Annotated in this window: 8 protein-coding genes and 1 tRNA gene; 7 read left to right on the plus strand and 2 right to left on the minus strand. The window is 36.0% G+C overall.

Going from position 1 to position 14327, the window contains the following annotated elements; all coding sequences use genetic code 11:
• Positions 1–26 precede the first annotated feature (26 nt).
• The 5 genes from PBT89_RS03655 (at position 27) to bglX (ending at position 9167) form a co-directional block, all read left to right on the plus strand.
• A complete protein-coding gene (locus PBT89_RS03655) occupies positions 27–3002 on the plus strand; it encodes a SusC/RagA family TonB-linked outer membrane protein (protein WP_270063436.1) in 2976 nt (991 codons plus the stop codon).
• 14 nt (positions 3003–3016) lie between these two features.
• Positions 3017–4495 (plus strand): RagB/SusD family nutrient uptake outer membrane protein, encoded by a 1479-nt coding sequence (locus PBT89_RS03660; protein ID WP_270063437.1) that lies wholly within the window; start codon positions 3017–3019, stop codon positions 4493–4495.
• 65 nt (positions 4496–4560) lie between these two features.
• Entirely contained in the window at positions 4561–5943 is a 1383-nt protein-coding gene (locus PBT89_RS03665; RefSeq protein ID WP_270063438.1) for a glucoamylase family protein, read from the plus strand.
• Positions 5944–5985: 42 nt separating this feature from the next.
• Positions 5986–6717 (plus strand): prolyl oligopeptidase family serine peptidase, encoded by a 732-nt coding sequence (locus PBT89_RS03670; RefSeq protein ID WP_270063439.1) that lies wholly within the window; start codon positions 5986–5988, stop codon positions 6715–6717.
• Between the two features lie 152 nt (positions 6718–6869).
• On the plus strand, positions 6870–9167 hold the full coding sequence (bglX, locus tag PBT89_RS03675; RefSeq protein WP_270063440.1) for a beta-glucosidase BglX: 2298 nt from the start codon (positions 6870–6872) through the stop codon (positions 9165–9167).
• A gap of 81 nt (positions 9168–9248) precedes the next feature.
• Here the strand turns inward: bglX and PBT89_RS03680 are convergent, their stop codons facing one another.
• Positions 9249–10145 (minus strand): alpha/beta hydrolase, encoded by an 897-nt coding sequence (locus PBT89_RS03680; RefSeq protein ID WP_270063441.1) that lies wholly within the window; start codon positions 10143–10145, stop codon positions 9249–9251.
• A 105-nt stretch (positions 10146–10250) separates the two neighbouring features.
• On the opposite strand from PBT89_RS03680, the gene PBT89_RS03685 reads away from it, so the two are divergent.
• Both PBT89_RS03685 and PBT89_RS03690 read left to right on the plus strand, forming a co-directional pair.
• Positions 10251–10700, plus strand: a complete 450-nt coding sequence (locus PBT89_RS03685) for a GatB/YqeY domain-containing protein (RefSeq protein ID WP_270063442.1) — start codon at positions 10251–10253, stop codon at positions 10698–10700.
• 29 nt (positions 10701–10729) lie between these two features.
• A tRNA-Arg gene (locus tag PBT89_RS03690) sits at positions 10730–10803 on the plus strand.
• Positions 10804–11063: 260 nt separating this feature from the next.
• Here PBT89_RS03690 and PBT89_RS03695 read toward each other — a convergent pair.
• Positions 11064–14039 carry an AsmA-like C-terminal region-containing protein gene (locus tag PBT89_RS03695; protein WP_270063443.1) on the minus strand — a complete coding sequence of 992 codons (2976 nt, stop codon included), beginning with the start codon at positions 14037–14039 and terminating at the stop codon, positions 11064–11066.
• Positions 14040–14327: the final 288 nt, after the last annotated feature.

The following is a 14327-nucleotide window of genomic DNA, read 5'->3' on the forward strand; positions in this document are numbered from 1 at the left end:
GCAAAATTAAGTAAACATTAAACCGTATGAAATTCAAATTAATTACTGTTTTTGTCATGCTTCTATCCTATATAGGTATGGCACAAGAAACCAAGACCATTAGCGGTACTGTTACAGATACTGCTGATGTGCCATTGCCTGGTGCTCAATTAAAAGTACAAGGGAAAGAGATTTTTACAGTTACCGATTTTGATGGTAATTTCTCTTTAGAAGATGTGGTTGAAGGTGATACTTTTCGAGTAACCTTTTTAGGTTTTCAACCTACTGATATTACTATTGATTCCCAGAATCAATATAGTATTAAACTTAAGGAAGAAGCTGCAGCTTTGAACGAGGTCGTTGTAATTGGGTATGGAAAAGCTGAATCTCGCGATTTAGCGGGAACAATTTCAAACCTTAAGGCCGAAGAAATTAATGATTCCCCTACAACGTCTGCGTTGCAGGCTGCGCAAGGTAAACTTCCTGGTGTACAGGTCGTAAATGACGGATCTCCGGGATCTGTTGGTAATGTAAGAATTAGAGGTGCAATTTCAGTACTTGGTGGTGCAGATCCGCTTTATGTAGTTGATGGAGTTATTACTCAGGATATAAGTGGTATTGCAAACTCAGATATTGAAAGTTTTGATGTCTTAAAGGATGCTTCTTCTACTGCTATATATGGTGCTAGAGGTGCGAATGGTGTCGTTTTGATTACTACCAAATCTGGGAAAGGAAAGATGAAAATCTCTCTTTCTTCTACTACAGGTATTAATACTTTGGTAAATGGAGTAGACATGGCTAATGCACAGGAGTATGCGCGTTATACAAATGAAGCTTTAGTTCGTGGAGGCAACGAGCCTGCATTTTCTGATGCAGAAATTGGAGGCCTTCAAACTACAGACTGGATGGACCAGATAACTAGAGAAGGTTTATATCAAAATTATAATATCTCTGTTTCAGGAAGTAAGGAAGATGTAGATTACTACATTTCTGCCAACTATTTGGACGAAGAAGGAATATTAAAAGATAACGATTATGAACGTTTAACTGTGCGCTTAAACAATACTTATCATTTAAGTGAGAATATACGTATTGGTCATAATGTAAGTTTAGTGAGACAAAGAGGGTTTAATCCTTCATTTGCCAATTTCACCAATGCTTACAAACAATCACCACATATTCCTGTAAGAGATGAGAATGGAAACTATAGAAGTACTAACGTGAATAATGTTGGTAATCCTGTAGCAAATATTGAAAACAATAAGAATGTTAACGAACAAGTTCGAATTTTAGGTAATGCTTGGGGAGAAATTGACATTTTTGATTGGTTAACTTATCGTTCTAGCTTAGGTGTGAATGTGCTTAGAGAGAAAAATAGAAGTTATGGTGCTAGATACATTGTAGCTAACGAAAGTGGTAACCAAATTAATAATCAAAATCAGGTTTTAACAATTCGTGATTATGATGAAGAGCGATTTAACTGGGATAACTTTTTAACTTTCGATAAAAAATTCGGTAAACATGACATTAATCTTACTTTAGGATTAACTTCAGAAAGAATAGCATCTGAGGTTTTAGAAGCTTCACGTCGCGGCGTTCCACCTTCAGATAACTTGTTATATTTAGGAGTAGGTGAGCAAGAAGGGCAAACGATAACTAATGAGGGTGACCGCTCTAGTCGTCTTGCTTATTTCTCACGTTTACTTTATAATTTTGATAAGCGATATGTTTTTAATGCAACAATTCGTAGAGAAGGATCTTCAAAATTTGCAGAATCTCAGCGTATAAAATACTATCCATCTTTTGGTGTTGCCTGGAATATTGATAATGAAGAATTTTTCAGCAATCAAAACTTCCTTAGTAATCTTAAATTAAGAGGTAGTTATGGATTGGTTGGTAATGATCGTATCGATTCTGGTCTCTTCCTTCAATTAATAGATTTTTCAGCTTATCCATTCCCAGGTGGTGTTGCCATTGGAGGTTCTTCAATTCAGCAGTATGATGAGAATCTTACTTGGGAAACCACTACAGAACTGGACTTAGGTATTGAGTTTGGATTGTTGGATAATAGATTGAGTGGTGAATTCACATATTACGACAAAAAAACCGATGATATACTATTCCCATTGGCTTTGCCACAAACTTCAGGTGATGATAGTTTTGTAACCAACGCTGGAAGCATCCAGAATACAGGTGTCGAGTTTGCTCTAAACTGGTCTGATGTTTCAGAGAGTGGAGATTTTAGCTATAATATTGGTTTCAATATTACTAAAAATGAGAACGAGCTTACTAACATTAATCCGGTGATAGCAAATGCAACTCCGTTTATTGATAGTGGAAATTTAGAAAATGGACAGATCGTTACTAGAACCGTAGAAGGTAATGAACTTGGTACATTTTGGTTATATAAAACAGATGGTGTTTTTGAAAATCAAACGGAAATCGATAACAGCGCACAACCAGGAGCTAAAGTTGGAGATTTTAGATATGTAGATACTAATGGCGATGGCTCTATTACGCAAACCGATAGACAATACATGGGATCTTATCAGCCAGATTTTTACTACGGAATTAATTTGGGAGTAACATATAAGCAAGTGGACTTTTCTACCTCTTTATTCGGAAACTCAGGAAACAAAGTATTTAATGGTTTAAGAGCACAAAGATTTAGTGGAGAGAACATAGATTCAGATTTGTTTGGAGAGAGATATACTGGAGGTAATACTAACGGAGGACCGGCAGCTTTTAATGAAGTGCCTCTTCCATCAGATTATTACTTAGAGGATGGCGATTTTCTTCGAGTAAATAACATCACTGTAGGTTATAATTTCTCAGACAATATTCTGGAAGCGATTCAACTTTCTCGCTTAAGAGTGTATGCTACAGCACAAAATGCACTAACGTTCACAAAGTATAGCGGATTTAATCCTGAATTACCAAGAGGAATTCTTGATAGCGGTTTAGAATTGGATGCATATCCAACGACAGCTAAGTTTCTTTTAGGATTGAATATTGACTTTTAAAAAATAGTATGATAATGAAAAATTTAAGACTTCAATATAAAACAATGACAAAAACCTTAGTAGTGGTTTCTGCACTGCTGGCAATGTCTTGTTCAGACGATTATTTAGATGTAAAACCTGAAGGCCAGGCCACAACAGGCAGTGGGTATTTTCAGGGAGAAAATGTAGAGCAGGCAGTGGTTGCTTCTTATTCTCACTTGTTAGATTATAGTCAGCATTCTTTTTCTTTCTCTGGTATCTTCAGTATAGCATCAGACGATGCAGATAAAGGAAGTTCGCCAGGAGATACAGGAGCAGATAAAGCTAAATTGGATAATTTTACTCACGAGCCTACAGATGTTTCTGTAGCTGGAATATGGGGAGCAAATTATCGTGGTGTTGCTACTGCAAATACCGGGATTGATATTGTAAATGAACCTTCAAATAATCTAGCTGAAGCAACTATAGCAGAATATCAGGCAGAATTCAAATTCTTTAGAGCATACCATTATTTTACGTTGGTGAAAGTTTTTGGGGGAGTGCCAATTATTACTGAAGAAACAGATCCTAGTGATCAGGAAGCGCTACTTGTAAGAGACAGTAGCGAAGATGTTTACAATTTTATCGTAGAAGATTTAACTGAAGCTTCAGAAAACTTACCACAAACGCCTGCGCAAACAGGTAGAGTTACTAGAGGAACAGCTAAAACTTTACTTGCCAAAGTGCAAATGTATCAAGGGAACTGGGAAGAAGTTTTGGAACTTACGAATGAAGTGATTGCTTCAGGACAGTATGCTTTACATCCTAATTACGAAGAGCTATGGAGAATACAGAATGAAAATACTGTTGAATCAATATTTGAAGTTCAGGGAAGCTCTTCAGAAAATTTAGGAGTTAATAACCTTGCAGAACACCATGGCGTACGTGGCCAGTGGGGATGGGGGTTTGATGTTCCTTCCCAAAGTCTCGTAGATGCTTATAACGCTGCTGGAGATGATATTCGTAGGGATGCAACAATTATTTTCCGTGGAGAAGAAATGTATGATAACGATCTTTACGACAGTGATCCAAATATCTCTGCAGTGGTAAGTGAAGATGCGCCTAATCCTTACTATAGTGAGAAGATGTATTTTGGGCCACTTGCAGCTAATGCCTTGGATAAAAATCTAATATTGCTTCGTTATGCAGATGTATTGCTTATGAATGCTGAAGCTAATAATGAGTTAGGAAATTCAAGTGCAGCCCTGGCCAGTCTTAATGAAGTAAGATCTCGTGTAGAGTTACCTGCAATTACTACAACCTCTCAATCTGAACTTAGACAAACTATTTGGAAAGAAAGAAGATTAGAATTTGGTATGGAATTCGATCGATATTTTGATGTAATTCGACAAGGAAGAGGACAAGAGGTTTTTGGACCGCTTGGTTTCCAGGCTGGCAAAAATGAAGTTTTCCCTATTCCTCAAGATCAGATAAGCCTTTCAGGAGGTCTATTAAAACAAAACCCTGGATACTAATAAATCTATTTTAAAAGGTGTTTCGGGAGATTTCTGAAACACCTTTTTTATTTTAAGCTTAACCGATGAATCTAAATAAACACATTATATATCTTCTGTTTTTGGGCTTCGCATTTACCGCATGCAATGACGCTTCAAAAGAAAAATCAGAAGACAAAAAAGAAACTGCTCAGGATTCAACCAAACTGAGTGAAGAAGCTTTGCTGGACACCGTCCAGATGCAAACTTTAAAATATTTCTGGGATTTCGCTGAACCTAATAGCGGCATGGCCAGAGAACGATACCATCCAAACGGAGATTATGGAGAAAATGATCCTGATATTGTCACTACAGGAGGCTCTGGATTTGGATTGATGGCAATTGTTGCTGGTGTAGAACGTGGTTTTATTCCTCGAGCAGAAGCTGTGAAACGTTTTGATAAAATCGCAACTTTCCTAGAAGAAACACCAAAATATCACGGTGCTTTTCCTCATTGGATCAATGGGAGAACTGCCGGAACTCAGGAATTTGGCAACGACACTAAAGACAACGGTGGTGATATTGTAGAAACCTCATTTTTAGCTCAGGGATTTCTGGTAGTGCGCCAATATTTGCAAGATGGCAATGAAGAGGAAAAAGCTGTAGCAGCAAAATTCGATAAATTATGGAAGAATATTGAGTGGGATTGGTACACAAATAATAAAAACGGCATTTTTTGGCATTGGTCACCAAATTATGAGTTCCAGAAAAACTTTATGATTGAAGGTTATAATGAATGTCTAATCACTTATATCATGGCAGCAAGTTCTCCAGAACATGCCATAAAACCTGAAGTTTACCATGACGGATGGGCGAGAAGCGGAAATATCACAACAGATAAAAAAGCTTACGGAATTCCGCTAATATTAAAATTTAATACTAATGGCGATAAAGCAGGACCACTTTTCTGGGCGCACTATTCTTACTTAGGTTTAAATCCAAAAGGGTTGAGCGATCGTTATGCAAATTATTGGGATTTAAATGTAAATCACAGCAATATTAATTACGAATATGCTCAGGAAAATCCTAATAAGTTCAAAACATATAGCGAGAATAGCTGGGGCTTAACTGCAAGTTATACTAAGAATAAAGACGGAAGTGTGGGGTATACAGCACATTCTCCAGATGATGATAAAGGTGTTGTAGCGCCAACTGCAGCAGTAAGTTCTATACCTTATACTCCCGAAAAGTCTTTAAAAGCAATAAGATATTTTTACGAAGATCAGCATGATTTACTTTGGGGACCTGCCGGTTTTTACGATGCCTTCAGTTTAGATGGCGGTGATTGGGTGGCTGAAAGATACTTAGCGATCGATCAGGGACCTATGATGGTAATGATTGAAAATTATAGAAGCGGACTCATTTGGGATCTATTTATGAGTGCTCCTGAAATTAAAAATGGGCTTGAAAGACTCGATTTTAAAAGATAAGGGAATCAGAATTCAATTAAGATAAACTCAAAAAAAGTAAATATGAAAATATCGAAAATCGCAATATTAGGATTGTTTATTTTCTTCGGAATTTCTTCGGAAGCACAAACCGACGGTATTTCAAAAAACCAATTTAAAGAGAAAGTAGAAATCCCTGTAGATATGGGCTACTTACTTTATAAACCTGAAGGCTATAAGAATTCTAAAAAAGATTATCCTTTAATTGTATTTTTACACGGTGCCGGGGAGCGCGGCACAGATCTTCAGAAAGTAAAAGTAAATGGACCATTTCAATATTTAAAAGACGGCAATGAAATTGATGCTGTAATACTTGCCCCGCAGTGCCCGGAAGGTACGTATTGGCAACCCGATGAAGTTGCAGGTCTAATAAAGAAAATTATTAAAGAAGAACATATTGATCCTAGTAGAGTGTACTTAACCGGTCTAAGTATGGGCGGTTATGGTGTTTGGGCTACCGGTGGAAAATATCCTGAATTATTTGCTGCTATGGCTCCGGTTTGTGGTGCAATTTACAGACCAATTTATAGAAATGCGCAGCATCTTAAAACAATGCCAATCTGGGTTTTTCATGGAGCGATGGACGATGTAGTTTTACCTGAGAACAGTAACAATATGGTGATGGCTTTAAAACAAGCCGGTAATGCAGATGTAAAATATACTATTTATCCCTTTGCAAATCACAACAGCTGGACAGAAACCTATAATAATCCAGAATTATATGACTGGTTGCTAAGTCAGGAGAAAAAGAAATAAAAAAGTATATTCTGTTCAGCAATATTATAATATAACTGAAAAGGAATTTGAAAAAGCTTCAGAAAAAAGTATAGAAAATGCCTACAGAAATTTCGAAAGAATGCGTGGTAGACCTATAAAATAATTGTTAGTACAATCCTAAATAAATTTACATGATAAAGAAAAGTTTAATCACATTTTCGCTAATTACAGGATGCTTTTTTGCCCCAACAAAAAACGCTACTGCACAAACCACAAGTGATTCAAAAATGAATGCTAAAGTTGATGAGATTTTAGCCGAAATGACTATCGAAGAAAAGATAGGTCAGCTTAACTTATTAAATCCTGGTGGCGGTGTTGCTACCGGTGCTGTGGTAAGTGATAACGTTCAGCAAAAAATTAAAGACGGGGAAGTAGGCGGACTTTTTGGTGTGGCCGGTCCCGATAAAATTAGAATTGCCCAGGATTATGCAGTGAACGATACCCGATTGGGAATTCCATTGCTTATCGGTTCAGATGTTATTCATGGTTATAAAACCACCTTTCCAATTCCGTTAGGAACTGCAGCTAGCTGGGATTTAGAGATGATCAAAAGAACTGCAGAAATTGCCGCTCAAGAAGCTACCGCAGATGGGATTAACTGGAATTTCTCTCCAATGGTAGACATCGCTCGCGATCCAAGATGGGGAAGAATTGCTGAAGGTGCAGGAGAAGATCCTTATTTAGGTTCTCAAATTGCAAAAGCAATGGTAGAAGGTTACCAGGGTGACGATCTTACTAAAGAAAATACCATGATTGCTACCGTTAAGCATTTTGCCTTGTACGGAGCTTCAGAAGCTGGTCGTGATTACAATACGACCGATATGAGTAGAGTAAAGATGTTCAACGAATATTTGCCTCCTTATAAAGCGGCGATCGATGCCGGTGCAGCAAGTATTATGAGTTCGTTTAACGATGTAGACGGTATTCCTGCAACAGGTAACAAATGGTTATTAACCGATTTGCTTCGTGACCGCTGGGGATTTGATGGTTTTGTAACTTCAGATTATACTTCTCTAAATGAAATGATCGCTCACGGAATGGGAGATCTTCAGGCAGTTTCAGCATTAGCTTTAAAAGCTGGTTTAGATATGGATATGGTAGGTGAAGGTTTTTTAAAGACTTTGAAAAAATCTTTAGAGGAAGGAAAAGTAACTGAAGAAGAAATTACCACAGCAGCACGTAGAATCTTAGAAGCTAAATATAAGCTTGGTCTTTTTGAAGATCCTTATAAATACTTAGATGAAAGCCGACCTGAAAAAAATATTCTTTCCGAAGAAAATAGAGCTTTTTCCAGAAAAGTAGCAGCACATTCTTTTGTGTTACTTAAAAAAGATGCCGGAGTTTTCCCGATCAATAAAAAAGCTAAGATTGCACTTATCGGGCCTTTAGCCAACAACAAAAATAATATGTTAGGAACCTGGGCACCAACTGGTGATCCACAACTCTCTATTCCGGTTTTAGAAGGAATGAAAAATGTTGCTCCAAAGGCAAAGATTAGTTACGCTCAGGGAGCAAATATTACCGACGATAAGCAATTTGCTGAAAACATAAATGTTTTTGGTCCTCGTGTTGAAATTAGTGAAACTTCTCCTGAAAAAATGTTAGAAGAAGCATTAAAAGTAGCTGAAAAATCTGACGTTATTGTGGCTGTTGTTGGTGAAGCAAGCGAAATGAGCGGAGAAGCTGCAAGTAGAACTAACTTATTAATTCCTGAAAGTCAGAAAAAAATGATCCGAGAATTGGCTAAATTAGAAAAGCCAATGGCGTTAGTTTTAATGAGTGGTCGTCCTTTAAATATTTCAGAAGAGTCTGAAATGAATTTAGATATTCTTCAGGTTTGGCATCCAGGTGTAGAAGCGGGTAACGCAATCGCCGATGTTATTTTTGGAGATTACAATCCTTCAGGAAAAATTACTGCATCTTGGCCAAGAAATGTTGGGCAGGTGCCGGTTTATTATTCTATGAAAAGAACAGGAAGACCTGGGGAAGCAGAAGGTTTTGAGAAATTTAAATCTGAATTTTTAGATGTAGATAACTCACCTCTTTATCCTTTTGGATACGGTTTAAGTTATACCAATTTTGAATATAGTGATGTAAAAGCAAGCGCTGATGAATTAAAAATGGACGGAACGATAACGCTAAGCGCTACAATTACAAATACTGGTGATTATGATGGAGAGGAAGTGGTTCAGCTTTACATTCATGATAAAGTGAGAAGCATCACACCGCCAATGAAGCAGCTTATAGGTTTTGAAAAAATTATGCTGAAAAAAGGTGAATCTAAGACGGTTACTTTTGAAGTAAGTGCTGAAGATTTAAAATTTTATAACAGCAGTTTAGAACACGTAGCCGAGCCAGGCGAATTTGATTTCTTTATCGCAGGAAGCTCTGATGCTGAATTTGAAAATACATTTATGCTTACAGAATAATTTGAAGCTTAACTAATTTATTATAATTCCAAAAAAACCGATGCTTTTAGCATCGGTTTTTTAATTTTAAGATTTTTCGGTCTAAAAAGTATTCTCCACCTGTTGATTTTCAGAATTTAAAAATACATCATCGAAATATTGAAAAACCATTTGTAAATGATCAAAAGGGATTCTGGATATCTCATGTCCTGCTTCAGGAAAGGTATTTAGCATGTAAGATGTATTTAATTCCTTCAATTTAGCAGCTAAACTTCTGGAGCCATCTAAAATTAGATAGCCAGGTTCATTTTTTTTGCAAAAATGATGAGGTGCGGTAGCGTAAGGAACTAAATTATCAGCAGTTCCGTGGAAAAATATTGCAGGTACAGCATTTTCTTTATCGATATAACGTTTATCCACGATAGCGCCCGCTAAAGATAAAATACCTTTAATTTTAAGATTCTTGTATTGTGAAGCATTTTTTAAAAGCAAATCACGGTTAAAAGCAGCACTTAAAACAGCTTCAGCCCCGGCGCTACTTCCGCCAATAATAATTTTATTAGGATCAATATTGAATTCGTCTTTCTTATCGATCATGAAGTTAACAGCATCCAGAAAATCTTCAGCAGCCAGCTGAAAAGTTTCGATTTTTCCTTTAGCATCAAAATCACAACCAAAAGATTGGTCTTTTCGTGTTAGCCGATAAGAGATCTGTACGGCTACATAGCCATAGCTAGCGGCGATCTTTGCCAATTTTACTTCGTCATCATTACGCGGACTTCCATAGCCAAAACCGCCACCATGCATAAAAATAAATACAGGTCGGTTTTTAAAAGTATTTTCAGGTTCGTAAACATCGAGATATAGTTCTTCATTATCTTTTTCAGCATAAGTATATGTTTTTCGATCTTTTGATCGGTAAATACTTTCGGTAAAATGTTGTTGCGCAGAAACTTGCAGGCTTATAAGGATAACTAAGCCAAAATAGAGGATTCTCATTACTTTAATATGTTTTGATATAAGCTGAAATTAGCGATTTTTGGCTGAATTTAATGTGGTTTTTTTGATTTTAAAATTTTATCTTCGCACTTCAAATTTATTACGATGAGCTTAGAAAAAGACGTAATGACCCAGATGAAGGCTGCGATGAAAGCAAAAGATTCGGCAGCTTTAGAAGCTTTAAGAGCAGTTAAAGGAGCAATACTTTTAGCAAAGACTGAAAATAGTCAGCAGGAATTAACTGAAGAGCAAGAAGTGAAAATTGTTCAGAAGTTAGTAAAGCAGCGTAAAGATAGCGCGCAAGTTTACAGAGAACAAAATAGAGAAGATTTAGCTGAACCGGAAGAGAAGCAGATTGAAGTGATTGCTCAATTTCTACCAGAACAGTTAAGTGAAGCTGAAATTGAAGCTAAAGTAGAAGCAATTATTACTGAAACCGGAGCTGATGGAATGAAAGATATGGGGAAAGTTATGGGAATAGCTTCTCAACAACTTGCTGGTAAAGCTGACGGAAAAACGATTTCTACTGTAGTTAAGCAAAAGCTTAGCAACTAATAATATTTTCCGACTTTAGTCGGAAAAAAGGCCCCGTGGCGCAACTGAATAGCGCATCAGATTTCGGCTCTGAGGGTTGCAGGTTTGAATCCTGCCGGGGTCACTTTTTAAGAAGGTAAATGATTACAAAACCACGCAAATCCTAGGAATTGCGTGGTTTTTTGTTTTGATATTTTAAATTAAATTTAGATCTTTTTTTTCCAATAAATTGCTATATTGATCTAGTTTATTGTTTTTCGGTATAGAATTCTTTACATTATCTACTAAGCCTCTTTTTTAATTTTCTTCGAATCTTTTTCTGAATTCTAAATAAATGCATAAGTGGAAAAAGTGAATGCTGTGATGCGCCTTCAATTATAAATATTACTCAAATTTCAATTCTTCTAAAATTCGTGCTTTCTTTCTAAAGACACTAGAATCAGCTTTTTTAAGTAACCGTTCTTTATCCGTAAAATAATACTTGTATTTGGCACGGGTGATCGAGATATCATAATCGTCGAAATCTTTGCCGCTAACGTCAACTCCAGTTTTAAACGGCACGGGAGATTTTAATACCGAAATATGATAATCATAGGTCATATCTAAATTTTGTACGCCGCCAATAGCTAAGCGATAGCGATCAATTTCAAGTAAGGCCGGAAGGATGTGTACATCATCTTCTTCAAATTCCATTTCGACTTCTAAATTTTTAACCGGGTTTTTGGCTTTGCTTTTAAACATAAACGTTTTGGCGAGTTCTCTAAACGTCGGCCCATCAAGAACCATAATATCTTTGGCTTTTAGTGCAGCAATACCGCGTAAACTTGAAGCTTCAAAATCTAATTGATTAGTAAGGTTCACTTTACCTTTAATTCTAAAATCAGCTTTTCCTTCAAAAGCCTTGGCTGCGGGCAGTAAAGAATCTAATACATGAATTACTTCATCTAGTTTTCTCATTTCAATATCGGTCATATAAAACTCAAAATCTAAAGCCGGCTTTTGTTTATCTTTAGCCGTATAGGTTAAACTGGCATCTAAGTTTGCTGCAGGAGTGTTGAAGTGTAAATGATTCAGTTTTAAGTCACCATTATTCACATTTACTTTTCCGTAAATGTTGTTCAATCCCATCTTCCCAAATTCCAATTTTTTAATATTGGTGTTTAGCTGAAAAGCTAAATTTTCCGGTACTTTAAATGCGTGTTTTTCTTGGGCTAAGCTATCACTTGTATCGGTTGTGGTTGCATTCGTATCTTCTGTATTGGCAACTTGGTCTTCGATGCCTGCAAAAACTTGCATTAATAGGTTGGCATTAATCTTAGTAGAATTCAACGATAAATTAGCAGTAACTTGTTCTCCGTTTTTAAATCCTATGGCGTGATCAAGGTTTCCGGTGAGTTCAACATCAGAATCTCCAAAGGTCAATTTAGTTTTATCTAACCTAAGGTTGTCATTTTCAAAATCAATGGTAGAAGTTGGCATTTCCAAACGATGTATTAATTTAGGATCGTAAGCCATTAAATTTTTAAAACGTACCGAACCTTTAGGGAGCCATTTTTTAGGTGCTTTTTTAGTAAGCTCTAGCTCATAGTTTCCTTTGGCAATGGCTATATACGATTTATGGAGCCCTACCGCAACACTATCAATGCTAAATTGAGAGTTGATAGAAGCTGGGCGATCTTTTTCTTTGGGCTGTAATTCGGCATCAATTTGTGCATTTTTAACAAAACCCCAAATCGAATCTTGTGCGTTGAATTTTAATTTTTGAAGTTCAATTTGACTGTTTATATGCGCTTTTCGTTTTCCGGTTTGTGCTATCCAAACTTTTCCTGCTAATTTTTCTGCGGAAGCTTTCAACTGATTTTTAAATTCAACATTAGATTTAATAAGATCAATTTTAGAGGCCAAGGTGTTATATTCCTCTTTATCTTTAAAGAAATGCAGGTCTAAACGTTTTGAATTAATCGACAGGCTGTCTTTTATCGAGGCAATGGCTAAGTCTTTCAGCTGAACTTCACCGCCAATTTCTAAATCTTTAAACTCGCTATTTTGAAGTTGAGAGGCTAAGAAACGAGTGTTTATTTTTGTATAAATAGTTCCGGCAGCTTTTATGTTCTCATCAAAAGGAAAAGCTTGGTAAAGTTGCGTAAGGTTAAGATTTCCGTTCACCTGTACTTGAACTCGCGGATCGAGTAATATTTGTTGAATATTACCGGAACTTTGCAAATTAATTCCGGTACCCAATACTTTTAAATTCTGGATAGTGGCGAAAGAGTTTTCAGGGTTTTGCACATCTATTTCTGAAGTGATATGCGCGGTCAAATCACTAATTTTTCCTGGGAAATCTGTGTACGCCAAAGCGGCATTTTCTAGTTGTAAATTAGCACTAAGTTTAGGGTATTCATCCTTAGCATAAAAACCTTCGGTATGCAATTGAAGTTGTACATCTCCTTGTGTAGTGACTTCTCTTTTCTCTAAAATGGTATGCGGAATTAAATCAATAATATTGTTCAAGGATTTCGTTTGGAGTTCACTGTCAATATTGAAAAAAGTGCGCTTTTGATTAGGATAGAATTGAATTTCACCTTTATTCTGAAAATCAATATCGTTCACTATAAAATTACTTTTTTGAAGGCTTAACAAGGTGTCTGAAAATGAAAAATACAGCTCAGCATCCATTCCGGTTTTTTCAATTTTAAACTTTTTCTCCGGAACGCGATAAACGGCAATTTCTTTATTTAGATTTTTAAGCTTAAGTTCTAAACCCTTATCGTCTTTAGCAAGATTTAAAAGCACATTAAAATCATTAACGGCATAATTGAGTTGAGAAACACCATCTTTATAGCGTGCTTGGGCGTGATTAATTTCTAATTTTTCAATAGCAAACGCCTTAATTTCTAATTGCTCGGTAGTGTCTTGAGCTTCTTCTTCGGCTAATTCAGGTTTTAAAATGTTCCAATTAGAATCGCCTAACAAATCTAACTGAAAGTAAATTTGAGGCGCATCAAGTTGAATATTCTTAATATCAACTTCGTTATGTTTTAAGAATTTATAGAGATTAAAGGAAAGTTTTGCTTCTTTAAATTTTACTAAGGTATCCTGATCGGGGTAACTGGGATTTGGCAACAAGGCGCCTTCCTGAAATTTCAATCCAAAATTTGGAAAAGTAGAAAAGAAAGTGAGTTCAATACGTTCACATTTTACTTCACCTACTAAAAATTCATTGGCAATTGCCAACGCTTTTGGAGTGATTTTTTCCGGAGTAAATACAAAATTCAGTAAAATACCCATTGCTAAGCTCAGTACTAAAACAAGCGTAATTATTATTCTTAGACTTCTTCTTATTATTTTCTTTGTTTTCATTCTAGTATAGAATACAGTTTTCTGAGGCGAGGAGAACGTATTTCTTTTATTACAAATATTGAAATCTTTCAACGTATTGTAAAATCTAATATTTTATAAACGTAATTAATCTGCTGACAGATTTTAAAAATAAGAAAAGAATTTTTTGGAATAAGACCGCCTATTTTGAAGAAATAATCTAGTAAACAATGAGACATATCTTGATATTATAAAAAGAATATAAATATGAGTTCCGACTAATTTCTTCAGTAATTATAAATGAGCAAAGCTATTAATGACCACATTAAA

The sequence above is a fragment of the Zunongwangia sp. HRR-M8 genome, assembly GCF_027594405.1.
Taxonomy (GTDB): Bacteria; Bacteroidota; Bacteroidia; order Flavobacteriales; family Flavobacteriaceae; genus Zunongwangia.

Coding starts and splice junctions, on each gene's coding strand:
- PBT89_RS03655 (WP_270063436.1), top strand. CDS start 27: ATGAAATTCAAATTAATTACTGTTTTTGTCATGCTTCTATCCTATATA.
- bglX (WP_270063440.1), top strand. CDS start 6,870: ATGATAAAGAAAAGTTTAATCACATTTTCGCTAATTACAGGATGCTTT.
- PBT89_RS03685 (WP_270063442.1), top strand. CDS start 10,251: ATGAGCTTAGAAAAAGACGTAATGACCCAGATGAAGGCTGCGATGAAA.
- PBT89_RS03670 (WP_270063439.1), top strand. CDS start 5,986: ATGAAAATATCGAAAATCGCAATATTAGGATTGTTTATTTTCTTCGGA.
- PBT89_RS03680 (WP_270063441.1), bottom strand. CDS start 10,145: ATGAGAATCCTCTATTTTGGCTTAGTTATCCTTATAAGCCTGCAAGTT.
- PBT89_RS03660 (WP_270063437.1), top strand. CDS start 3,017: ATGAAAAATTTAAGACTTCAATATAAAACAATGACAAAAACCTTAGTA.
- PBT89_RS03665 (WP_270063438.1), top strand. CDS start 4,561: ATGAATCTAAATAAACACATTATATATCTTCTGTTTTTGGGCTTCGCA.
- PBT89_RS03695 (WP_270063443.1), bottom strand. CDS start 14,039: ATGAAAACAAAGAAAATAATAAGAAGAAGTCTAAGAATAATAATTACG.